Source organism: Algoriphagus aquimarinus (assembly GCF_007997215.1).
In the GTDB taxonomy this organism is placed as follows: domain Bacteria; phylum Bacteroidota; class Bacteroidia; order Cytophagales; family Cyclobacteriaceae; genus Algoriphagus; species Algoriphagus aquimarinus_A.
The window spans coordinates 44,102-65,401 of record NZ_VORW01000014.1; the positions used below are offsets into that span (position 1 = coordinate 44,102).

Annotated in this window: 23 protein-coding genes and 1 tRNA gene; 8 read left to right on the plus strand and 16 right to left on the minus strand. The window is 41.1% G+C overall.

Annotation, left to right across the window (positions count from 1 at the left end):
• Window positions 1-41: 41 nt before the first annotated feature.
• Complete coding sequence (gene folK / locus ESV85_RS16325; protein WP_146919470.1) at window positions 42-527, minus strand: 2-amino-4-hydroxy-6-hydroxymethyldihydropteridine diphosphokinase; 486 nt, start codon at window positions 525-527, stop codon at window positions 42-44.
• 71 nt (window positions 528-598) lie between these two features.
• On the opposite strand from folK, the gene sppA reads away from it, so the two are divergent.
• The gene (gene sppA, locus ESV85_RS16330; RefSeq protein WP_146919472.1) at window positions 599-2,368 is read left to right on the plus strand and encodes a signal peptide peptidase SppA; all 1,770 of its coding nucleotides are present in this window, start codon (window positions 599-601) and stop codon (window positions 2,366-2,368) included.
• A gap of 233 nt (window positions 2,369-2,601) precedes the next feature.
• Here sppA and ESV85_RS16335 read toward each other — a convergent pair whose 3' ends face one another.
• Window positions 2,602-3,495 carry a flavin reductase family protein gene (locus tag ESV85_RS16335; RefSeq protein WP_146919474.1) on the minus strand — a complete coding sequence of 298 codons (894 nt, stop codon included), beginning with the start codon at window positions 3,493-3,495 and terminating at the stop codon, window positions 2,602-2,604.
• 179 nt (window positions 3,496-3,674) lie between these two features.
• On the opposite strand from ESV85_RS16335, the gene ESV85_RS16340 reads away from it, so the two are divergent.
• The gene (locus ESV85_RS16340) at window positions 3,675-4,532 is read left to right on the plus strand and encodes an endonuclease/exonuclease/phosphatase family protein (protein ID WP_146919476.1); all 858 of its coding nucleotides are present in this window, start codon (window positions 3,675-3,677) and stop codon (window positions 4,530-4,532) included.
• A gap of 96 nt (window positions 4,533-4,628) precedes the next feature.
• Here ESV85_RS16340 and ESV85_RS16345 read toward each other — a convergent pair whose 3' ends face one another.
• The 13 genes from ESV85_RS16345 to ESV85_RS16405 form a co-directional block, all read right to left on the minus strand.
• Window positions 4,629-5,444, minus strand: coding sequence for a GIY-YIG nuclease family protein (locus ESV85_RS16345; RefSeq protein ID WP_146919478.1), 816 nt, complete (start codon window positions 5,442-5,444; stop codon window positions 4,629-4,631).
• Between the two features lie 284 nt (window positions 5,445-5,728).
• Window positions 5,729-6,928, minus strand: coding sequence for a phosphoglycerate kinase (locus tag ESV85_RS16350; protein ID WP_146919480.1), 1,200 nt, complete (start codon window positions 6,926-6,928; stop codon window positions 5,729-5,731).
• 125 nt (window positions 6,929-7,053) lie between these two features.
• Window positions 7,054-8,016 carry an L-threonylcarbamoyladenylate synthase gene (locus ESV85_RS16355; RefSeq protein WP_146919482.1) on the minus strand — a complete coding sequence of 321 codons (963 nt, stop codon included), beginning with the start codon at window positions 8,014-8,016 and terminating at the stop codon, window positions 7,054-7,056.
• Between the two features lies 1 nt (window position 8,017).
• Window positions 8,018-8,731: a tetratricopeptide repeat protein gene (locus ESV85_RS16360; protein ID WP_317130799.1), complete on the minus strand. Its 714-nt coding sequence runs from the start codon at window positions 8,729-8,731 to the stop codon at window positions 8,018-8,020.
• Window positions 8,732-8,772: 41 nt separating this feature from the next.
• Window positions 8,773-9,210, minus strand: a complete 438-nt coding sequence (locus ESV85_RS16365) for an acyl-CoA thioesterase (RefSeq protein WP_146919484.1) — start codon at window positions 9,208-9,210, stop codon at window positions 8,773-8,775.
• On the minus strand, window positions 9,210-9,761 hold the full coding sequence (locus tag ESV85_RS16370) for an NUDIX hydrolase (protein WP_146919486.1): 552 nt from the start codon (window positions 9,759-9,761) through the stop codon (window positions 9,210-9,212). The genes ESV85_RS16365 and ESV85_RS16370 overlap by 1 nt, the downstream gene beginning before the upstream one ends.
• Window positions 9,748-10,356: a hypothetical protein gene (locus tag ESV85_RS16375; protein ID WP_146919488.1), complete on the minus strand. Its 609-nt coding sequence runs from the start codon at window positions 10,354-10,356 to the stop codon at window positions 9,748-9,750. The genes ESV85_RS16370 and ESV85_RS16375 overlap by 14 nt, the downstream gene beginning before the upstream one ends.
• Window positions 10,349-12,271, minus strand: a complete 1,923-nt coding sequence (locus tag ESV85_RS16380) for an ATP-dependent DNA helicase RecQ (RefSeq protein WP_146919490.1) — start codon at window positions 12,269-12,271, stop codon at window positions 10,349-10,351. The genes ESV85_RS16375 and ESV85_RS16380 overlap by 8 nt, the downstream gene beginning before the upstream one ends.
• Window positions 12,272-13,045, minus strand: coding sequence for an enoyl-CoA hydratase/isomerase family protein (locus ESV85_RS16385; protein ID WP_146919491.1), 774 nt, complete (start codon window positions 13,043-13,045; stop codon window positions 12,272-12,274). It lies immediately after the preceding gene.
• A 61-nt stretch (window positions 13,046-13,106) separates the two neighbouring features.
• Complete coding sequence (locus tag ESV85_RS16390; protein WP_146919493.1) at window positions 13,107-15,041, minus strand: ComEC/Rec2 family competence protein; 1,935 nt, start codon at window positions 15,039-15,041, stop codon at window positions 13,107-13,109.
• 219 nt (window positions 15,042-15,260) lie between these two features.
• Window positions 15,261-15,836 carry a DUF3575 domain-containing protein gene (locus ESV85_RS16395; protein ID WP_146919495.1) on the minus strand — a complete coding sequence of 192 codons (576 nt, stop codon included), beginning with the start codon at window positions 15,834-15,836 and terminating at the stop codon, window positions 15,261-15,263.
• A gap of 144 nt (window positions 15,837-15,980) precedes the next feature.
• Window positions 15,981-16,415 (minus strand): GNAT family N-acetyltransferase, encoded by a 435-nt coding sequence (locus ESV85_RS16400; RefSeq protein WP_146919497.1) that lies wholly within the window; start codon window positions 16,413-16,415, stop codon window positions 15,981-15,983.
• Window positions 16,384-17,373, minus strand: coding sequence for a PhoH family protein (locus ESV85_RS16405; RefSeq protein ID WP_092900244.1), 990 nt, complete (start codon window positions 17,371-17,373; stop codon window positions 16,384-16,386). Before ESV85_RS16405 ends, ESV85_RS16400 begins: the two co-directional genes overlap by 32 nt.
• Window positions 17,374-17,480: 107 nt before the next feature.
• Here ESV85_RS16405 and ESV85_RS16410 point away from each other — a divergent pair, with 107 nt between their 5' ends.
• The 4 genes from ESV85_RS16410 (at window position 17,481) to ESV85_RS16425 (ending at window position 20,099) form a co-directional block, all read left to right on the plus strand.
• Window positions 17,481-18,251 carry an S-adenosyl-l-methionine hydroxide adenosyltransferase family protein gene (locus ESV85_RS16410; protein WP_146919499.1) on the plus strand — a complete coding sequence of 257 codons (771 nt, stop codon included), beginning with the start codon at window positions 17,481-17,483 and terminating at the stop codon, window positions 18,249-18,251.
• Entirely contained in the window at window positions 18,251-18,550 is a 300-nt protein-coding gene (locus ESV85_RS16415; RefSeq protein WP_146919501.1) for a putative quinol monooxygenase, read from the plus strand. Before ESV85_RS16410 ends, ESV85_RS16415 begins: the two co-directional genes overlap by 1 nt.
• Before the next feature lie 79 nt (window positions 18,551-18,629).
• Window positions 18,630-18,711, plus strand: a tRNA-Leu gene (locus ESV85_RS16420).
• A 197-nt stretch (window positions 18,712-18,908) separates the two neighbouring features.
• On the plus strand, window positions 18,909-20,099 hold the full coding sequence (locus ESV85_RS16425) for an ATP-binding protein (protein WP_146919502.1): 1,191 nt from the start codon (window positions 18,909-18,911) through the stop codon (window positions 20,097-20,099).
• Between the two features lie 52 nt (window positions 20,100-20,151).
• Here the strand turns inward: ESV85_RS16425 and ESV85_RS16430 are convergent, their stop codons facing one another.
• On the minus strand, window positions 20,152-20,610 hold the full coding sequence (locus ESV85_RS16430) for a hypothetical protein (protein ID WP_146919504.1): 459 nt from the start codon (window positions 20,608-20,610) through the stop codon (window positions 20,152-20,154).
• Window positions 20,611-20,750: 140 nt separating this feature from the next.
• Here ESV85_RS16430 and ESV85_RS16435 point away from each other — a divergent pair, with 140 nt between their 5' ends.
• Together ESV85_RS16435 and ESV85_RS16440 are read left to right on the plus strand one after the other, a co-directional pair.
• Window positions 20,751-21,005, plus strand: coding sequence for a type II toxin-antitoxin system Phd/YefM family antitoxin (locus ESV85_RS16435; RefSeq protein WP_146919506.1), 255 nt, complete (start codon window positions 20,751-20,753; stop codon window positions 21,003-21,005).
• 11 nt (window positions 21,006-21,016) lie between these two features.
• Window positions 21,017-21,271, plus strand: a complete 255-nt coding sequence (locus ESV85_RS16440) for a Txe/YoeB family addiction module toxin (RefSeq protein ID WP_146919508.1) — start codon at window positions 21,017-21,019, stop codon at window positions 21,269-21,271.
• The last annotated feature ends 29 nt before the right edge of the window (window positions 21,272-21,300 follow it).

Sequence of the window (21,300 nt, forward strand, 5' to 3'; positions counted from 1 at the left end):
GATTCCTGCAGCTTCTGGAGAAGCAGCAGAACACAAAACCATCAACCTTCCAACTCCCATACCTCAGATTTATCCTCACATTCTTCCAACATTTGCTGGCTACTTTTTCCCAAAACTGGATGAATAAACTCCGATAAAACCTCTGCTAGCGGTACTAACACAAATTTCCGCTCCGCAATAAATGGATGAGGAACTTGGAGCTCAGGAGTATCAATTACCCTATCTCCAAAAAAAATAATATCAATATCCATCGTCCGATCTCCCCAATGCTCATCTCTTTTTCTACCTAGAGTTGTTTCGATTTGCTGGATAAAGGCTAAGAGTTCGAATGGAGAATATGCCGTTTTGATTTCAACCACTTGATTCAAAAATGGCCCTTTAGCCACTCCTCCCCATGCTTCAGTTTCATAAACCTTAGACCTGAGTGTCATTTCCCCTAATTCTGAAACGGCCTCCACCGCCGACTTTAGCAGCGCATTTCGATCGCCTTTATTTCCTCCTACTATTAAAACAGCTTTTTCAAACATTCTCAGCTTATTATTGCTTTTGTAAACATGGCTCAAATTAGGTTATTTTGGGGCTTCAAATAATTTAGCTTATGAAATTCTTAGGAAATGTACTGGCGGTGATCGTCGGTCTTTTTGTTTTCAGCATACTGAGTGTGCTTCTTATGTTGGGCCTGATCGGCATTTTGGCCTCATCAAGTGGATCTGAAGAAGTGAAGGTAAGCGAAAACTCTGTTTTGCACCTGGATCTAAACGGAAGAACTATAGTAGAGCGTACGTCTGAGGATGATTTGGATCTTTCAATCTTTGGTAATCCGTTCGGGCAGGAAATGACTGCTGGACTTATTAACCTTAAAAAAGCCATCGGCGAAGCAAAAACCAATGATAACATTAAAGGAATTTACCTAAATACTGGCCTTATCATGGCTGGTCAAGCTAATTTGCTTGAGCTTAGAGAAGCATTGGTTGACTTTAAGACTTCCGGGAAATTCATCGTGGCTTACGATGAAGCTTACACTGAAGGCGGTTATTACATCGCTTCTGTTGCTGACGAAATCTACCTGAATCCTTTAGGAGGAATAGACTTCAACGGATTTTCTTCGGAGGGAATCTTCTTCAAAGGACTTTTTGAAAAAGTAGGTGTAAAACCTGAAATCTTCCGAGTTGGGGAATTCAAGTCTGCTGTAGAGCCTTTTATCCTAGAAAAAAACAGCCCTGAAGCTAGATTACAAACGCAGTCATTTTTGGACGATATGAATCAGTTTGCGCTTCATGGCATCTCTGAATCAAGAGGTATCGGTTATGACAGCTTGAAAAGAATCAATGATTTGATGCTTGTTCGCAAGCCTCAAGATGCAGTGACCTATGGTTTGGCCACAGAGCTGCTGTATTTGGATCAAGTGCTCACCAAACTGAAAGAAAAGCTTGGCATTGATGAGGGGGATGATATCAAAACTATCAATGTAACTGACTTGAATAAAACGGCTAAGTCGAAAAACATCACTTCCTCTAATAGAATAGCCGTAATCATCGCAGAAGGGGAGATAGTAGGAGGAGATGCAGATGGAGTGATCAGTTCAGAGAAATTTGCCAAAGAAATCCGTAAAGCTCGTAAAGATGATAACATCAAGGCAATTGTACTTCGTGTGAATTCTCCAGGAGGATCCGTGGTCGCTTCTGAGGTGATCTGGAGAGAAATGGCTGAAGCCAAAAAGGTAAAACCAGTATATGTATCCATGGGTGAAGTAGCTGCCTCAGGTGGATATTACATCTCAGCTCCAGCGGATACTATCGTTGCCCAGCCAAACACGATCACTGGCTCTATCGGTATTTTCGGCATGATGTTCAACGCGCAAGAATTGCTTAATGACAAGCTGGGTATCACTACGGATGTGGTGAAAACAGGAGAACTTTCTGACTTCATGAATCCAACCAGACCAATGACCGATGTGGAGCGAACCATCATCCAAAACACTGTGGAAGATGGTTATGAGACCTTTATTTCCAGAGTATCTGAAGGTAGAGGCATGTCTCCAGAAGCTGTAAAAGAAGTAGCCTCCGGCAGAGTATGGACTGGAAACCAAGCTAAAGAAAGAGGATTAGTAGATGTGCTTGGAGGTTTGAATACGACTATTGAAATCGCTGCTGCTAGAATTGGTGCTGTCGATGACTATAGAGTAGTATATTATCCTACAAAGAAACCTTGGTTTGAATCGATCATGGAAGACTTGGGAAACAGTGTTCAAATCAAAATTCTAAAAAGTGAATTGGGATCAAACTACACGCTCTACAAGCAAGTAGAAAAATTAAAAACCTATCAAGGTGTTCAAGTGAGAATGCCTCAGGAAATCATCATAAAATAAGGAAAGCGGCTCAGGCCGCTTTTTTTATGCCTTTATATTAACCGCAGCATGGGTCCAGATACTCACAGCCTGATTTTTTCGAGAAACGCATTTTGATTTATGCCCCGCTGGTTCGAGCCAGTCCGAAGGCAGGTTTCACTTCTTGTACCTATTATTATAAAGTTTCCATACGGCTAATGATTAAGATCTACGAGGGAGTTCTAAGAACTGAGACTGATCACTGAATACTCTTTTTACCCTTTCTGAAGCAATATCAGCCAAGCTCGGTCGACATCATCTTCATCTAGTGCTTCCTTAGCCAAAAGATGCAAATGGTCCGCCAGTGAGTCTAGATCATACTGGAAGCGAACTCTCATTTCTTGGATCTCTGCGCCTTGCCCAAAATCAGCAACCTCAGCCGGACTTGGAAGAGCCTCTACATTGCCCAGTCTCCCAAGATTGTTTCCACTTAAAATGGTGCTATTTCTAACTTCGGCTGGCATTTGGTCAATACCAATACCCAGGGTTCGCAAGGGCTTTGGAATTTGAAATAGAGATGCTCCACTGGCACGGCTATACCAGTTCCCGCCCAATCTTGCCACAGCATCTAGTTTCCTAGGATCAATCACGCCCATCTCATCCAAAACAGCTTCATTCACATGCGCTACCAAAACCTCGCATATCACCAAATTCCCAGCTCCTCCACTATCTCCAAGCGACTTCACTTCATTCACTTTGCACTCAAAGGCAACATGTGCTTCTTTGATGCGCGGAGGCTTAACTTCATTTGATTTTACTTGAGTAAATCCTGCTTTATCAAATTCATTCACACCTTTTTTATACTCCGTACTCGCTAGCGACATTTGCTCCACCATTCCAAAATGAACGACATGGATCACCACTTCGGGTACTTCTAACACATTTTCCAAAGTATGCTTAGTAGTATTATCACGCACGCGTCTGGATGGAGAAAAGATCAATATCGCAGGATTCGTACTGAACAAATTGAAAAAGCTAAACGGACTCAGGTTCACATTTCCTTCTCGATCAATAGTACTAGCAAAAGCAATCGGTCGAGGAGCTACTGCTCCTTGGAGCAAGCCATGAAATTCCTGAGGTGTTAGGTCTTTGGGATAAAAGGTTTTCATGTGTTTATAATTTGATTTTCTAAGGACACGTTGCCTGTCCCGATTTTTCTTCGGGAGAATCTCGCATGTATTATGATCATCGAAATGTTTGACATTTTTGTCATGCTTAATTTCATTTGATGAAATTATGATTCAATTTTAAATACTTAAACCATTTTTCAAGAATAAGTTCTGAAATCATGAATTCAATCATTAGAAGTATTTTAAAAACATCTGTGTTTCTCCTTGCTTTAACGGTAGGGACAAACACGCTATCTATAGCGCAAACGCATAATTTTGCGACTTTCAACATCCGATATGCCAATCAAAATGACGTCGGAAACCTCTGGGCAGACAGACTTCCACATGTCGCAGGTCTAATTCAGTTTCACCAAATCGAGCTTTTCGGTGTACAGGAAGCATTAAACAATCAACTAATGGATCTAAGCAATGAACTTGGATATAAATACATTGGCGTTGGTCGTGATGATGGAACCGAAAAAGGTGAATATGCAGCGATTCTCTATGATGCCAAAAAGTTTGAGATTTTGGATCAAGGCACTTTCTGGCTATCGCCCACTCCTGAGAAACCAAGTAAAGGCTGGGATGCGGCTTTGAACAGAATCTGTACCTGGGGAAAATTCAAGGATAAAGGCGGTAAAACCTTCTATGTTTTCAACATTCACTACGATCACATCGGACAGCAAGCTCGCGAAGAAAGCAGTAAACTTGTGATGGCTCAAGTGTCTAAAATCAACAAAGAAAATGCTCCTGCTATACTTATGGGCGACTTTAATGTAAAACCCGATAATGCGGCTTACGCTACCATTACTTCAAATCCCGATTGGCAAGACGCTAGATTGATCTCCGAAATCCCTTCTTACGGTCCTGCAGGTTCTTTCACAGGTTTTGACTGGGAGAAAATGCCTGATGGCATCATTGATCATGTATTTGTCAAAGGAAATCTGAACGTAATTCGTCACGGAATTCTCACTGATAACTATGGTAAAAAGTATCCGTCGGATCATTTTCCAGTGCTAGTGGAGATTGAATTCTAACTCCTCAAAAAATTCAGCATTCGGCTTTCGATATTCATTATTATTAAACTTTGAGGTCTTTTTTAGACCTCGAAGGTTTAAATCATTCAGTAAACATCAATTCACATTGTAGCCAAATCTTCTAGATTGTAATATTTGTTTCCACCAATTTTCCCGTGCTATAATAATTAAATCGTCGGTTGTGGATTTGTATATGTCCAAAATTGAAAACCTAAAATTTTCCTGAATATGAATAAAGGTTATCGGTATTAATCCGATATTTCCACCGTGCCCATTTCTAATATAAGATCGCCAGCGCCCTAAAATCATGCTTTCTCCATACGCTGATCCTACATATTGTTTACCGTTAGATATGTCTGTAAGTAAATAAACTCCTTTTTGATTTTCTAAGGCAGTTTTCCAAGTGTCCTTTTCGATTACTCTTTTTAATTCTTTCCAAGAAACATTCACTTTATCATAGCCTGGAAAAAGATCGTTGTCAAAAGTATCAGGCAATAATTGTGATACTTCACATTCATCTATTACAGATGCTGCATTCCGAATCATCATTTGAGATTTGTTCTTAAATCTTATAATTAACCTCCCAAAGTATTTTTCGTATTCCTTCAATGGCTCGTATTCGTATCCTATTCCATTGAAGATATTTAAGTCCTTAGTCACTTTTCCAATATGGAACAGCAACCAATAATTTTCTTTGGGGTGTATTTTGACAAATGCAATAGTCATCTGTCCTTCTTTATAAGATCGTTTATTGGGATAATTATGATAATGCCCTTCGAACATCACTTCAAGGTTGTCATTTTTAAAGTCTTCTATTGGGTTCCAATTATCTCTAAACATCAAATTGAACCTTATCTTCACATTTGACAAATCCTTGATTTGCAAAATCTCATTTAGATTTATTTTGTCCATCTTTCAATGTATTAGTTAAATATCAACTTAGAGATGTAGGATTAATTTTTTCTAGCGCTGTACCTATAGGCACAGCAAAAGGACGCTAGAATCTATTAGCTACACATAGTTTGCCCCGATGAGGCAAGTAGTCTCAACAATTAGAGACAATCATATTATCAATAAGAAAGTGTCAGTGCTCTTTGCGATCCCGATAGCTATCGGGACTTTGCGCACTTTGTGGTTAAAAAAAAATCAAAAAAAAAGACCTTCGGGGTTTTAAAAACCCCAAAGGTCTGAAATACTTAAGGCTCCAAAGCAGCAACTCCTGGAAGCACTTTGCCTTCCATGTGCTCTAGCAATGCTCCACCGCCAGTAGACACGAAGGAAACATCCTCACCAAAGCCAAACTTATTAACTGCAGCTGCAGAATCACCTCCACCGATAAGTGAATATGCACCAGCTTTAGTCGCCGCTACTACCGCTTCCGCAACAGCCTTTGTTCCTTTATCAAAAGACTCCATTTCGAATACTCCCATAGGACCATTCCAAAGAATAGTCTTAGAATTTGCGATTACCTCAGAGAAAATCACACGAGTTTTTGGCCCGATATCCAAGCCCATCCAGCCGTCAGGAATCTCACCTTTATCAGCCATTCCCTGCTCAGCATCATTTGCAAAAGCTTTGGAAATCACTGTATCAACTGGAAGAATCAGGTTAACACCTTTTTCTTTGGCAGTCTCCATTAGCTCAAGTACGAAATCCATCTTATCAGCCTCTAGCAAAGAATCACCGATAGTTCCGCCTTGCGCTTTAGCAAACGTGTAAGACATACCGCCACCGATAATCAAGTTGTCCACCTTATTGAGCAATTGCTCGATGATCATAATTTTATCTGCGATTTTTGCACCGCCCATGATCGCTGTGTATGGTCTTTCAGGATTACCCAAAACTTTGTCTGCGTTTTTCAACTCAGAAAGCATCAAATAACCACAAACTTTATCTGTAAAAAACTGTGCGATCACCGCTGTAGAAGCATGTGCTCTATGAGCTGTGCCAAATGCATCATTCACATAGATATCACCTAGTTTCGAAAGTTTCTTAGCAAAGTCAACATCACCTTTTTCTTCCTCTTTGTGGAAACGAAGGTTTTCAAGTAACAATACTTCACCTGGCTTCAAGCCTTCAGCAAGCATTTCAGCCTCTCGTCCAATGCAGTCCGGCGCAAATTTCACTGGTCTGCCCAAGGCCTTCTCTAAAGCCACCACAATATTTTTCAAAGAGAATTTATCCTCAGGACCAGATTTAGGTCTGCCTAAGTGTGACATCAAAATCACTGATCCACCATCGGTCAATATTTTATTGATAGTTGGAAGCGCAGCTTGGATTCTAGTGTCGTCAGTTACATTCAACTCATTGTCCAAAGGAACATTGAAATCCACTCTTACGAGTGCTTTTTTACCTTCAAAACTGAGGTTATCTACATTTTTGATTCTAGAGTTCATAGTAAGGTTAATAGCTTTTGATTAATTAAATAGATAAAAATCAGGTGTGAATTTATCAAAGATTACGGCAAAAACAGACTTTCATCTGTGATCAATTTGCTAAGAAGTATAGGAAAGTAAATTTATCATTTCGTTGCAGCACGCCTTAAGCGATCATTTATGGCTTTCCCGAGGCCTTCTTCAGGCATTAGCTCTGCCAAAATCACAACGGCATTTGACTCATCCAAAGTTCGCATAGCAGCAAATAGATGGGTAGCAGCTTCTTTCAAATCAGTCTGAGGACTTAGAGCAATTTGATTTCCGACAGGAACAGCTGGAAATGTTTGGGCTAAAGAAAGTACAGCGAAGTCAATTCCTTTGTCTTGATATTCCGCAATCAAAGTCTCCAGATTTCCCAGCAAAAAAGACTTGGTAGGCGCATAATGGCTTTCCAGCAAACCAGGCGCTTGCGGATTAGAAGAGCTATGACTTTTCACTATCACTTTCCCAACAATGCTTTCAATCTCTGAAATGTCTAAACCTCCCAATCGATAAACCACGACTTCATCCTCTTCCATTCCTACGATCGTGCTTTCTAAGCCCACTTTACATTTTCCTCCATCCAGAATGTACGAGATCTTATCTCCCAGCTGAGCATCCACATGCTTTGGTGAAGTAGGACTGATGTACCCAAAGGGATTTGCACTTGGAGCAGCCAAAGGAAAGTCTAACTGAGCTAGTAATTCTAGGGTCAGTGGATGATCAGGAACACGCACAGCCACGCGATCCAATCCAGAGGTGACTATATCAGGAATGTTGCTTTTTCTAGGAAGTAACAGTGTAAGTGGTCCTGGCCAAAAGTGTTCTGCAAGTTTGCGAAGTGCTGCGGGAATATCATTTACATAATTCTCAGCTTCTACAAGCGAAGGAACATGGATAATCAAGGGATCAAAACTAGGGCGATTTTTCGTTTCAAAAATCGATGCTACAGCCACAGGATTCAGCGCATTTCCAGCCAAACCATATACGGTTTCGGTAGGAATTGCAACCAATTCACCTGCATCCAGAATTCTTTTTGCTTGCGATATATCTTGACCAATTACTGCCATTTTATTCGCAGAAATCGTCTATCCAAGTTTTGGCTTCGGTGTAACCAAGCTGAAGTGCCATCTTCAGATCTGCACAACCTGCCTCTTTTTCAGACTCACCCAAAGCAGACATTCTAGTCACTCCAAGCAAGTAATAGGCAGCAGCATTTTTCCCATCCAAATTGACTGCATCAGTTAATGCTTTCATCGCATTGCCTGGATCATTATTTCCTAAAAGTGCTTTTCCGCGATTGAAATGTACGAGAGCTTGGTTTGGTTCTACCTGAAGGGCTTTATCAAAATCCAACAAGGAATCTTCGTATTCTTCCAGACCCAGCAATGCCAAGCCACGATTGTAATAAATATCTGTTTGAGTTGGATCTAGCATACTTGCCATATTATAATCCGAAACTGCATTTTTGAAATTCTCCAGCTTCAAGTTCGCATTTCCACGATTGAACCAAGCTTTGTAGCTAGCAGAATCTGCTTCTATAGCTGCCGTGAATACAGGAACAGCTTCTTCAAATTTTTCTTCCTGAAATAGCGCTGCTCCTTTTGCATTCAAGGCAAGTCCATTCTTAGGATTAATCTCCAATGCTCGGTCAAAAAGCGTAATAGCTCCCTTCCAGTTTTGGGCGTCCATTTGATTTATTCCCTCTTGAACCAATTCCTCTTCACTTGGGCTACAACCCATCAATCCTGCCATAAGCAAGGTAATTATCCAAAGTTTTTTCACAGCTTAAATTTTGCGCAAAGATAAGGATTGCGTCTTTGTTATCAGGATTTGGGCTGAAGTTTTGCCCTATAGTTTTCCGGAAGCGGCATAGGCTTCATCGTTTTCATATCTACGGAGACCAGAATGCATTTACTTTTTGCAAAAGTGTACGGTTCTCCGTCCTTAGTCTCTCCTACTAAATATTGCTCTAGATCAAAGGATGTATTACCTATTCTACTGCATTTCACCAGAGCTCTTACCGTATCATCTATATGAATTGGCCTGAAATAATCCATTTCTATTCTTCCGACCACAGAACCTACTTCCATCACATTCCAATCACATACTTGAAATAGATACACCGCCCTGGCATGTTCAAAATAATTGAAGTATACCCCATTATTGACATGCATGTAGCCATCGATATCTGAGAATCTAATCTGAATAGGTAAGGAAAATTCAATCTCTCGCTGTAGCTCCGCGGGGTCAGGTTTGATCATCAAAGAAGAATTTCTGATTTACTGGTTTTGTCAAGCATTCTAAGAATAGATGGATTATAGCCTATCACATCCTGAACCGAATCAAATGCCACCCAAGCCAAAGAAATACTCTCGTCACTTTTGATCAAAGGCTCGTATAGATCTGCTTCCAAAATGTAGCGAACATCAAAATGAAAATGCTCAGGCACATGTGGGCGCTCTGGGATGATATGCTTATCCAAGTCGAAAATGGTCTTGTCTACGAACTCTAAACTCTTCAAACCACTTTCTTCATTTGCTTCTTTCATAGCGACTTCCAGCAAATCCTCATTACCGTCCGCATGTCCACCAAGCTGCAACCATCGGCCAAGTTTGCGATGAAGCGTGAGCAAAGTATGCGTGCGTTTACGGTTCACTATCCAAGCCGAAGCTGTAAAATGTCCATCCAACCGCTCTCTTCCGTAAGCCAGAGGGTCTTCTGTCAAATCCAAAAAGTCCTGAATAAAGCTAGATTCCTCCTCGTATGGCGTCCTGTATCTCCCTAGTTGCTCTTTTAAGTTAATTCTGTCCATCATTGGTCGTTTCTAATAAATGATCAAGAAATTGATCGAAAGGTTTGGGATCCTGGTATAGCCTATCCGAATAAAACGTAGCTAGTACCTTGAGGTAATTGGGCTGGTTATTTACGCTGATTTTCTCAATGGAAATATTGCCATATAACTGAGAAATCAATTCATTCTCTGCTAGTGATTTAAGTGGCGGTTTGAAATAAAACTTATCAGTGACTTTCACTTGCTCGTTTATTTCCTCCATTTTCCTATCCAAACTCACTTGCTGATATCCCAAAGCTAGAACTCGCTGTGCAAAAGCCAAGAAAAGCAGGGGAAATGTTTTTTCATCCAAGGGCTCATCGTAGGTGATCGCAAACCCTCTGGCATACTTCGAGTCCAACACATGAATCTGCGGACGCTCTTCTATCTGAATGGTCTTAAAATGATAAGATCTGGATATCTGAGCAAAGGTCTCCCGACCTTCCGAAGAATTCAGCCAAACTTGTACTTCTTCTATTTCCTGCGCTTTAAGAACAATATTCTCCTTATGCGTCATCGGAGACTTTTCCGAAGACTTGAAAACCTTGTTGAATAAATCGTCTAGAAAATTACTCATGAGCTGTAAGTACGTAACTGCCCGAAGCCAGTAGTGTAATATATCCCTGATCCTGCAAAATCCGCAAAACTCGAAGGTTTTTCTCAGCCATAGGCAGGCGAATACTTTCGAATATCTGTTTATCAGTCAACTCACCAGCCTTGGTTAATGTTTCCAATATCTTTTTCCTGAGCTTATTTTCTGCTATTTCAGGGTGATTTTCCTTTCGCTGAGTAATGCAGATATCACAAACACCACATTGCTCATCGGTATTTTCTCCAAAATATTCCTGAATAAACTGAGTGCGACAGAGCTCAGTTTGCTGCCCATACTTCACCATACTTTGAGCTTTTTCCAGCGTCAAAGCTCTCCTCAGTTCTATCCTCTTGAAATTGAGAGGCAACTTCCCAGCATCGTATCGAGGTGTCAAAAAGGTAATCTGAGGTTTATCCTTTCGCTGGTCATAGACCATCACTTCCAGTTGTTCCAGATGTTTGAGTGATTTTACCAACTCATTTTCATAGATATTGAGCGACTTGGCAAGCTTAGCTTCCTGAATTTTGATGTATTCCGAGAAGACATTCCCTCCATACGTACGCATGATGATTTTCACCACAGGATCCAGCTTTGCGTAGGCAATCTGAATCTCATACAATCTGGAAGGGTCTACGGTGAAATGAATTTTGGATGGAGTGTAATAGCTTTCGCTGAGTCCAATAAAGCCTTCTTCTTCCAGTAATTTCAAAGCATAAAAACTCTCCAAAACGCCCAATTCATAGGTATTTGCAAACTCATTCCATTCGAAATCAAAGCTGCTTAGCATGTTACTCCCAACTGCAATGCGGTAATAATTTGCCAGGCATTGATACACCCGCTTTACAAAATCTAAAGGTGGATAGACTAGCTCTGCGCGTTTTAAAACAGTTTCAAAATCTTGATTATTCGCTAGTAGAACTCCATAGGCTTTTTCTCCATCTCTTCCTGCACGCCCAGCTTCCTGATAGTAATTCTCCACATTTTCAGGCAAGTCGCTATGAATAACTACACGGACATCTGGCTTGTCAATTCCCATCCCAAAGGCATTCGTACTCACCATCACACGGACTTCATTTTTCATCCAAGCATCTTGGCGCTTCGCCCGATCTTGCATAGACAAGCCAGCATGATAGGCTGAAGCCGAAATCCCCATTTGACTTAGCGCTTTAGCGATTTGATGAGTCCCCTGACGATTTCTCACATACCAGATCGCTGATCCATCTATTCTACTCAGTATTTCCAGTCCTTTTTCAAGTTTGTTTTCTACGAGTCGCACACTGTAACTGAGATTTTTTCTCGCAAAACTCTGATGGAATTCCGCTGGTTTTTTCATTTCCAACTTTTCCATGATATCCGCGCAAACTTGCGGAGTAGCCGAAGCAGTCAGAGCCAAAACAGGGACTTTGGCGTGATAAGGTCGAATCAGAGCGATCTCCAAATAAGGCGGGCGAAAATCATAACCCCACTGAGAGATACAATGCGCTTCGTCCACGGCGATCAAATTGATCTTCATCTGCCGAAATCTCTCGACAAAAAGCTCCGCCTTCAATCGCTCTGGAGACACGTACAGAAACTTGTAATCTCCATAAATGCAATTATCCAGCGTGCGATCGATCTCTCGATAACTCATCCCGGAATAGATCGCCGCAGCCTTAATTCCTTTCGCCTTTAGTGCATCCACTTGATCTTTCATCAAAGCGATAAGAGGACTAACGACAAGACAAATCCCCTCCTGAGTCAGCGCGGGGATCTGATAGCAAAGTGACTTGCCTCCACCTGTTGGCAATAGTGCAAGCGTATCCTTCCCAGCCAGAACTGACTCGATGATTTCTTTCTGGACAGGCCGAAAATCAGCATGCCCAAATACTTGATGAAGGATTTCAGTAGCTCTATTCAGCATTTACCAATCTGGCGTAGTTTTATTAAGGAAAGCAGCAATTCCTTTTTTGCAATCGGCATGGGCGCGTGCAGTGGCATTCATCTCCGCAGCAAGCTCAAGCGATTTATTTCTAGTTGATTGATTTAGCTCGCGCAAAAGAGTTTTGGTTTTCCCCATAGAAAATCCGGAATTCTGTGTGATAAGCTTGGTAGCAAATTCACGCACATATTTCTCTAAAAACTCCGTAGGCTCCACTCCCGTGATCAAGCCTAATTCGGCAGCTTTGGTAGCCGAAACAAACTCCCCAGAAAGTAGCAATTCCTGCGTTTTGGCAGCACCAATTTGCTCTTGCAAAAAGACTGAAACCAATGCAGGCACAAAACCGATTCTCACTTCGGTATAGCCGAACAGCGCATCAGGAACAGCAAAAGCGAAATCACAGACTGTAGCCAATCCACAGCCTCCAGCCAAAGCATGTCCTTGAACCTCTGCGATCACGACTTTGGGAAGGCAATAGATCAAATTAAACAAGTCCATCAGGTGGCGGCTATCTTCCAGATTTTGCTCGTAAGAAAAATCCTGAAGCTGCTGCAAGTAGGCCAAATCTGCTCCTGCACAGAAAGCCTTTCCCGTAGATCGAAGCACAATGACTTTCACGTCATCATTGAAATTCATCACCTCAAAAGCGGCATGCAGTCCTGCAATCAACTCTGGACTGAGTGCATTCCGCTTTTCAGGCCTGTTCAAAGTAATGTATCCTATTCTATCGGTGATCTCTGTGAGTACAGCGCTCATTTGTTTACAATTTGGGTTTGGGATCAAGTTAGTTTCAATAGCAGGGTTTGCAAAATCAAACTCAGAAAAGTATTCGATAAGCCAAAGAATCAATAGCTATTGAATCGGTCACAGGTAAGTCAATCCACTTTCCTCCATACCATAAATGGACAGCTTTTGGAGTAGATGAAAAGTGCAGTTTCTTGTTTATGGGGTGAAAAGTAAAATCAGTACCAATAAATTCTAGCTGACCCGAATCATGCTGAAAAGCCACTAATGAGATTGGAATCTGTGACCACTGCTTTTGCACACGATTAGGATCTACTGAGTAACTGATTTCTCCTGGCTCAAGCCCTTGATTCCATGAATACGTTTTACCTGAATATGAAAAATCGAAAAGTTGAGATTTCTTCCCCTGATATACGATCAACTCTTTGGAGGGAATCTGAAACTCTACATAAAGCTGAAAACCAACCCATAAAAATGCTAGACTCATAGCCAGCCAAGTCAGCTTTCTTTTAGATCCAAACTCCCAACCTGCTATAATCAATAGCATTCCCCACACGAATATCATTCCTGAGAAATCCATCGTGAGTCTATCCAGCTTTCCGCCAGGAATCAAACGAATAGTCTCAGCAATCCAATTTTGTACCCAAATCAACCAACTCAAAACCCAACCTAAAACATCGCCTACAACTGGAATCCATCCAAAAATCATCAAAGGAACTCCGACTTGCATGATCAAAAATGCCAGTGGCAGTATCAATAAATTACCCAGCAAAAAGTAGGTGGGAAACACATGAAAATAATACAAGGACAATGGAAAAGTTACCAGCTGAGCAGCTAGACTAACGGAAGTTAATTGCCAGATGTATTCTAGCACCTTGTGTCTCGGCAACCACAAGTTTAGAATCAACGGCTGAATCATCACTATCCCCAACACGGCCAAATAAGACAATTGAAAACCAACTTCGTAGATCACGTCCGGATTCGTGGTAATCATCAGAATAGCAGAAAATGCCAAAATATTATAAATGGATGGACGTCGCTCACGCATCTGACCCAGCGTAAGCAATGAAAACATGGTGGCAGCCCGAACCACCGAAGGTGATAACCCTGTGAGAAATGCATACAGCCAAATCACTAAAATAACAGCAAAGAGATACAGCCTAGCTTTCTCTTTTTTCAGTTTGAGTGGTTTCAAAACCAAGATAAACAAGGCGTAAATAATACCAACGTGAAGTCCCGAAACAGCCAAAATATGCATCACTCCAGCCTGAGTGTAAGCCTCGCGAATCGTCGGATCGAGTTCTTTTTTCTGACCTAAAAGCAAGGCCAGCGCTATTTGGGCCGAGTTCTGATCTGGGATTTTTGACTGAAGCATCTCGCCAATCCTGTGTCGTAAATGCACCAAAAAGTAATTCAGACCAGTGCTCGGGACTGAATCAACCAGCTGAAAATCCTTTCCTAAAAATTGACGGTATTGAATTCCCTGTCTGGACAGATACTGCCTATAGTCAAACTCATGGGGATTGAGAGGGCTCGCGATTTCCTCTGGCTTTTTATTCACCAATAGTATTTGTCCTGGCTCTAAATTTTTGTCACTTTGATGATAAACTAGGACTTTGCCTTGGAAATCATTCCATTCTCCTTCTATAAGCACAGATTTCACTTCGAGTAAATTCTCGAAAGAATTCGGCTTTTGCAGATCGTATGCCGTCACCTCCGCTAGATAACTTTCCGCTTGAAGAATATCCGTACTGACATCTGTTTGACGCTTCTGATTTTGAACTAGCAGTGCGCCGAAAACAATCAACGATAAATATGCGATAGAACTCATCTGGAAGAAAGATGCATACTTCCCAAGATTTGAAACTAACATCAAATAGCAAAGCCAACTTATGCTAAGAATGATGGCAAGCACGAGCAAGTCAGGAGACCAATCCGATTGACCTAAAAAAATGCCTATCAATAGAAATGGCAGATACCGTAAAAATGGAAAGTCAGCAAATCTCATTTTCGAAAAAATTAAAGTTTTAATTTACTTCATTTTTACGAAAAAACGCAGGACACAAACTCAATATATTCCTTTATATATCAATCATTTACAAAGTATCATAGGTTCACATAGATTTTGCTAAACCTTCATAACCTATGTGGCTGTACGCTAAAAATATTTACATAAAAAAAAGAGTCCAAACTGGACTCTCTGATACTTATTGTATTGAATAAAACCTTAGAACCTATATCCAAGATTGAATCCTCCATTCAATTCTATTCCTGTAAAGCGGTTTGCAACATCATCACTGAAGTTTCTGCCAATGCTGGCAAATGGGCCAAATGCAAAGTTTTTAGAAAGCTCCCACTTATATCCTACTCCTGCACCTAAGATGAAAGCAGTCATATCTGTAGTCTGAATCCCTCCACCATCATTTGGCTCTTCAAAATCACCAAATCGTATCTTAGCCAATGGGAATAAGAAGAAACGACCACTTCCATTGTCGCCAAAGTAAAAGTTCATGGAAGCCTGTAAAGAGTTCGTCTTGTATTTTTTTCCACTGTTTTCATTATTAAATCCAAAGCGGTCGTTAATAAAACCCTTGAACTCTATCGAATGATCATCACTCAAATAGCGCTCATATCCTGCTTCTAGTGAGCCGAACCAAATGAGTGTCATGAAATTGACATGTATTTCATTTGAAAAACCACCTCTATTCGGAGTAGAACCACCACTGCTCGAAATCACTTCTTGTGCATATCCTGAAACTACTAACGCCAGAATAAGAGTAAGGGTAAAGATTGATTTTTTCATCTGTTTATAATTGTTTTTCAAAGGTCATATGGAATCTCGCATGGCTGAATCATCTCAGAGTCTGAGGTTTTTTGTCATGCCTGTCTGCCTCAGGCAGGCTCGATTTCATATTTCTATAATTAGTTAACAAATATGTGGCAATACTTAAGCCAGTTGCATTTTGTAGTGCAAAATATTACATTCTTCAAACATATCTCCTGATTTTTCAAATCCAAACTTTGAATAAAGTGGAACTGCATTAAGCTGAGAATGAAGGTATTTCAATTTCCCAATTGCTTTAGGATTGGATTCAATGTCGTTGAGTACTGCAGTCACTAAAGCTTGACCCACTCCTTTGCCGCGGGCTTCTTCCAATACGGCAAAACGCTCCAATTTCACCCCATTTGGTGTAACTCTCCACCTAGCCGTACCCACTGGTTTATTATCAAGATAGGCAAGAAAGTGTGCGCATTGACTTTCAAACTCATCATACTCCGCCTTCGGATCTACTTCTTGCTCGAGCACAAAAACTTGTTCTCTGATCCAATACGCTGATTTTAGCTGATCATCACGAGTTATTCTTTCTACTTGCAGACTCATCTTTTTGTAATTCTTTTTGGTAGTGATCTTTTTCGTAAGCTTCGATAATCGACTTCACTAATCTATGTCTGATCACATCTTTTCCACTCAGATTTACTACACCAATCCCAGACACATCTTTGAGGATTTTAAGGGCCTCAGACAGTCCACTTTTTTGCCTTACTGGCAAATCCACCTGAGTCTGATCACCTGTGATGATTACTTTGGAATTAGGCCCCATACGGGTTAAGAACATCTTAATCTGCTCATTTGTTGTGTTTTGCGCTTCATCTAGCAAAACAAATGCATCATGAAGCGTTCTACCACGCATATATGCCAAAGGAGCAATTTCGATCACGCGAGTTTCCTGATAGTATTTGAGTTTCTCAGGCGGTACCATATCCTGAAGTGCATCGTAAATCGGCCTTAGGTATGGATCCAGTTTCTCCTGCAGATCACCTGGCAAAAAACCTAGATTTTCACCTGCTTCCACAGCCGGCCTGGTGATAATGATACGTTTGACTTCGCGGTTTTTCAAGGCCCGCACAGCCAAAGCGACAGCTATATAGGTTTTACCAGTTCCGGCAGGACCTAAAGCAAAGACTAAATCATTTTTCATGGCTGATTCCACCAGCTTTCTCTGATTTGCAGACTTCGGCTTGATGACTAATCCTTTGTTGCCAAAGACGATGACTTGATCCCGGTTAGCTTCTTCGAAAGGCACTCCTTCGACTTCTAAATAATCTTTTACATTCTCTGGAGTGATGTGACCAAATCGATCCACATGCTCCAATAAAAGATTAAGAACATCGTTAATTCTCAGAATCTCAGGAGCTCCGCCTTGAATTCTGATTTCATTACCACGGGAAATAATTTTACTTTGGGGAAAGGCAGCAGCAATTTGCCGGATGTTCTCATTGGCTTCGCCTAAAAACTCAGCCAAGGGGACATTTTCTAATGTGATTACTTTTTCGACCAAACTATTTCTATTGATTAGATTTTCATTGAAGGTAGACGAATAAAATTTCTAATTTTGTCCGCAGCCCTCCTTAACAAAAGTACATAAATTTTAATTGACTTGCTTCTATGGCATTGGTGACATTCCTCTCAGATTTTGGGGACAAAGATTACTACGTACCGGCAGTAAAAGCGAAAATGCTTGCCGTAAATCCACAATTGAACATCATCGATATTTCACACAATATCGACACGTTTGACATTGCCCACGCTGCATTTGTGCTTCGATCTACTTTCAGGGATTTCCCGAAAGGAACAGTACATCTAGTATCTTTAAACACCACTGGAAGTATTACCCATGGTTATATAGGTGTAAAACTTGAAGAGCACATTTTTGTTGGCCCAAACAACGGAATTCTAAGTCTGCTCGCAGATCATGAACCCGGCATTATGGTACAGTTTGCGGATATACATCTGAAAGACTCCACTTTTCCTACCAAAGATATCCTTGCGCCTATAGCTGCAAAAGTAGCCAGCGGCGCAGCTATTCATGATTTTGGAGGGCCTTTGAAGAACTTTCGAAAACTCATGTCCCGTCACCCGAAAGCTACCCGGGAGCATATTATAGGACATGTGCTGCGGGTGGATCGTTATGGCAACTTGATCACAAATGTCAACAAAGAGGTCTTTGATAAATTGAACCCAGGCAACTTCTCAATTGAATTCGGTAGAGAATCAGTCAATAGACTTCACAAAGGCTATGATCAGGTAGAGCCTGGAGACTGCTTTGCATTTTTCAACAGTCTGGATTTATTGGAAATCGGCATCAACCATGGTCACGGCGCTGAATTGCTTGGATTGAAATACGACAGTGTGGTTTATGTAACCTTCCATCCCTGATGCTGATCCGAATTGTACGAATGACTTTCAAGCCCAAAGCAGTAGCTGATTTCTTGGAAAATTTCAACGCAAACAAGAAATCCATTCGGGATTTCCCCGGATGTCACCACTTGGAGCTATGGCAGGATGAAAATGATAAAAATATTTTCTTAACACATAGTCATTGGGAAAGCGAAGAAAAGCTGAACCAATACCGTGACTCTGAGCTTTTTAAAAGCGTCTGGACCTTCACCAAAGCGCTCTTTTCTGAAAAACCCATGGCTTTCAGTTCACGAAATTTGGAAGAAGTGGAAAATTGAGTTTGTAGAAAAAAGATTCTTTGCTCATATTTGCATCCCGTTACGCAAGTGACGGGAATGAGACATACTCTCACCACAAGCCCAGGTGGCGGAATCGGTAGACGCGTTGGTCTCAAACACCAATGCCGCAAGGCGTGCCGGTTCGACTCCGGCTCTGGGTACAAAAGCTCGCTGAAAAGCGAGCTTTTTCTTTTTCACTTCCCTAGCTTTCAACATCTTTTTCATCACGCCTACATCAATTCACAATTTTCTCTAAACATGTTCAAACCCTAAAAACCATGCAATTTGAAAGTTTAATTTTCAAATTGCATGGTTTTTGTTTTATTTTTATGCAATTTGAAAGTATAATATAAAGGAGATGATCCAAAGATTACTTGAAGAAAAGCTTATTGATAGCCTAAGAAATATGCCTGTGGTAGTTATTCTTGGCCCACGGCAAGTAGGCAAAACTACACTGGCCTTAGACTTGGCAAAGACTGCTTTGGACAAACCTATCCATTATTTGGATCTGGAGCTGAATTCTGATTTGGCTAAACTCGATGATGCAGAAAGCTATTTAAGACGCTTTGAAAATCAGCTTTTGGTAATCGACGAGGTGCAAAGAAAACCAGAACTCTTCCCGGTGATTCGAGCTTTGGTGGATTTGCGCAAGCGGAATGGAGAGCGTGCGGGACATTTTCTTCTATTAGGCTCTGCCTCACGAGATCTTTTGCAACAATCTTCTGAATCTCTTGCAGGACGAATTCGGTACTTGGAACTCAATCCCTTTTCTGCCAATGAACTTAACATTAACGATCCCTTAGGTTTTAACTTGGAGAAATTATGGTTTCGTGGTGGTTTTCCAGACAGCTATCTAGCAGAATCAGAAATCCAAAGTCAAAACTGGCGACGAGACTTTATTTCCACTTATGTTGAGAAAGATATTCCGCTCTTTGGTCCACAAGTTCCAGCCACACGAATGAAACGCTTCTGGTCCATGTTAGCGCATTATCACGGGCAACAAGCGGTAATGACAGAGATCGCCAAAAGTCTGGAGGTAAGCCACACCACCGCCCGAAATTACTTGGATATTCTTCAGGATTTCTTCATGGTGAGGCAGGTACACCCTTGGTCTGGCAACACAAAAAAGCGATTGGTAAAAACCCCCAAAGTATATATTCGGGACACAGGATTATTACATAGTCTACTGAACGTTTCTTCTTTCGATCAGCTGCTAGGACATCCAGCCGTCGGGGCAAGCTGGGAAGGATTTGTGATGGAAAATATCCTAAACCAATTACCCGCTGACTGGACAGCAAGCTATTATCGCTCAAGTAATCAGGCAGAAATTGACTTAGTTCTTGAGTTTGGAACGAATGAAGTATGGGGGATAGAAATAAAAAAATCAAGTGCGCCTACCATCAAATCAGGTTTTCATAGAGCCTGTGAGGACATAGGTGCCACCAAAAAATATGTGGTTTATTCTGGTGCTGACAGATTCCCGATGAGAGGGGATATTGAGGCGGTAGGACTGATCGAATTTCTGGGAATGATCGCTAAGGCAGAATAATAGAAATTACTCGATATCCATATTCTTTAAAGGAAGTCTATTACTTTTCTATTCAAGGATTATAAAATTCACGCTTCAAACAAGGGCAGTATTCACCTAACTTACAGCCATCGGGATTTCCTGTACAAAAGTCAAAGCAATAATACCCATGCTTGAAAATCATCACCGGACCGACTAAGATATTCATGAGTAATTCGTATCGGCGAAGCTGAGGGAGATCATATGGAAATGCCACTTCCAAATTCCAGGATTTCATCATTTGTACAAAAGCCGTAGTCAACTGAGTCAATTGATCTTCTGAAAGTTGCTCTTTTGGAGGAAAACTTTCCCGCCTAAGCCCACAATAGCCTTCAAACCCAGTTCTTCTCTCCTGACTTACAAACATTTCAGATTCGCGAAGAGACTCCTCCAAATCCTCATCTTCGGAGTTTTTCCTGGATCTCGAATAATAATCCTCCGGGCGATGTGCCGCCACGATATCCTCCACCAAAAAGTTAATGTAAGCCTGCATATCAAGTTCGATTAAGCGTTTGAAAAATAATTTGACACTTGAAATTAATCAAACACTCTCAAACATTCTATATCCGAAAACACAAACCCACCTGTACAACATACCGTACAACTTCTTATATTTACAAAAACTTGAAAACCATGGAAATCACTACCTACTCTAAGTTCCGCGAAAACATGAAGTCATATTTAGACGATGTGGTAAATGATCAAAAAGCACTATACGTCACTCGGGCTAACGGTGAGGACGTGGTAGTCCTATCCAAATCTGACTATGAAAGCATGCAGGAAACCTACTACTTAATGAGCAGCCCTAAAAATGCCGAGCGATTGTTGCACGCAATTGACGAGGCGAATAAGGGATTAGGTGTTAAAAGGGATCTGATCGAACTCTAAGTCATTTCGACATGAATACTATTTTTTTATCGAAAGGATGGGAAGACTATCAATATTGGATTGAAGTTGACATAAAGCTTTTTAGAAAAATAAATAAACTGATTAAAGAATGTCAGCGTACTCCATTCGAGGGCATTGGCAAGCCTGAGCCACTCAAGAACGAACTGTCCGGTTGGTGGTCTAGAAGAATAGACCGAGAACATCGACTCGTGTACCGAGTTAAAGACGGAACATTAGAAATCGCTCAGTGCAGACATCATTATTGATAAATAAAAAAAGGCCCACATTTCTGCGA

What these genes read in the sequence shown, in the direction of transcription:
- ESV85_RS16375 (WP_146919488.1), bottom strand. Translation starts at nt 10,356, where the DNA reads ATGAGTAATTTTCTAGACGATTTATTCAACAAGGTTTTCAAGTCTTCG.
- ESV85_RS16380 (WP_146919490.1), bottom strand. Translation starts at nt 12,271, where the DNA reads ATGCTGAATAGAGCTACTGAAATCCTTCATCAAGTATTTGGGCATGCT.
- ESV85_RS16440 (WP_146919508.1), top strand. Translation starts at nt 21,017, where the DNA reads ATGAATACTATTTTTTTATCGAAAGGATGGGAAGACTATCAATATTGG.
- ESV85_RS16430 (WP_146919504.1), bottom strand. Translation starts at nt 20,610, where the DNA reads ATGCAGGCTTACATTAACTTTTTGGTGGAGGATATCGTGGCGGCACAT.
- ESV85_RS16340 (WP_146919476.1), top strand. Translation starts at nt 3,675, where the DNA reads ATGAATTCAATCATTAGAAGTATTTTAAAAACATCTGTGTTTCTCCTT.
- ESV85_RS16435 (WP_146919506.1), top strand. Translation starts at nt 20,751, where the DNA reads ATGGAAATCACTACCTACTCTAAGTTCCGCGAAAACATGAAGTCATAT.
- ESV85_RS16385 (WP_146919491.1), bottom strand. Translation starts at nt 13,045, where the DNA reads ATGAGCGCTGTACTCACAGAGATCACCGATAGAATAGGATACATTACT.
- ESV85_RS16370 (WP_146919486.1), bottom strand. Translation starts at nt 9,761, where the DNA reads ATGGACAGAATTAACTTAAAAGAGCAACTAGGGAGATACAGGACGCCA.
- ESV85_RS16350 (WP_146919480.1), bottom strand. Translation starts at nt 6,928, where the DNA reads ATGAACTCTAGAATCAAAAATGTAGATAACCTCAGTTTTGAAGGTAAA.
- ESV85_RS16365 (WP_146919484.1), bottom strand. Translation starts at nt 9,210, where the DNA reads ATGATCAAACCTGACCCCGCGGAGCTACAGCGAGAGATTGAATTTTCC.
- ESV85_RS16425 (WP_146919502.1), top strand. Translation starts at nt 18,909, where the DNA reads ATGATCCAAAGATTACTTGAAGAAAAGCTTATTGATAGCCTAAGAAAT.
- folK (WP_146919470.1), bottom strand. Translation starts at nt 527, where the DNA reads ATGTTTGAAAAAGCTGTTTTAATAGTAGGAGGAAATAAAGGCGATCGA.
- ESV85_RS16335 (WP_146919474.1), bottom strand. Translation starts at nt 3,495, where the DNA reads ATGAAAACCTTTTATCCCAAAGACCTAACACCTCAGGAATTTCATGGC.
- ESV85_RS16395 (WP_146919495.1), bottom strand. Translation starts at nt 15,836, where the DNA reads ATGAAAAAATCAATCTTTACCCTTACTCTTATTCTGGCGTTAGTAGTT.
- ESV85_RS16355 (WP_146919482.1), bottom strand. Translation starts at nt 8,016, where the DNA reads ATGGCAGTAATTGGTCAAGATATATCGCAAGCAAAAAGAATTCTGGAT.
- ESV85_RS16410 (WP_146919499.1), top strand. Translation starts at nt 17,481, where the DNA reads ATGGCATTGGTGACATTCCTCTCAGATTTTGGGGACAAAGATTACTAC.
- ESV85_RS16415 (WP_146919501.1), top strand. Translation starts at nt 18,251, where the DNA reads ATGCTGATCCGAATTGTACGAATGACTTTCAAGCCCAAAGCAGTAGCT.
- sppA (WP_146919472.1), top strand. Translation starts at nt 599, where the DNA reads ATGAAATTCTTAGGAAATGTACTGGCGGTGATCGTCGGTCTTTTTGTT.
- ESV85_RS16390 (WP_146919493.1), bottom strand. Translation starts at nt 15,041, where the DNA reads ATGAGATTTGCTGACTTTCCATTTTTACGGTATCTGCCATTTCTATTG.
- ESV85_RS16400 (WP_146919497.1), bottom strand. Translation starts at nt 16,415, where the DNA reads ATGAGTCTGCAAGTAGAAAGAATAACTCGTGATGATCAGCTAAAATCA.
- ESV85_RS16345 (WP_146919478.1), bottom strand. Translation starts at nt 5,444, where the DNA reads ATGGACAAAATAAATCTAAATGAGATTTTGCAAATCAAGGATTTGTCA.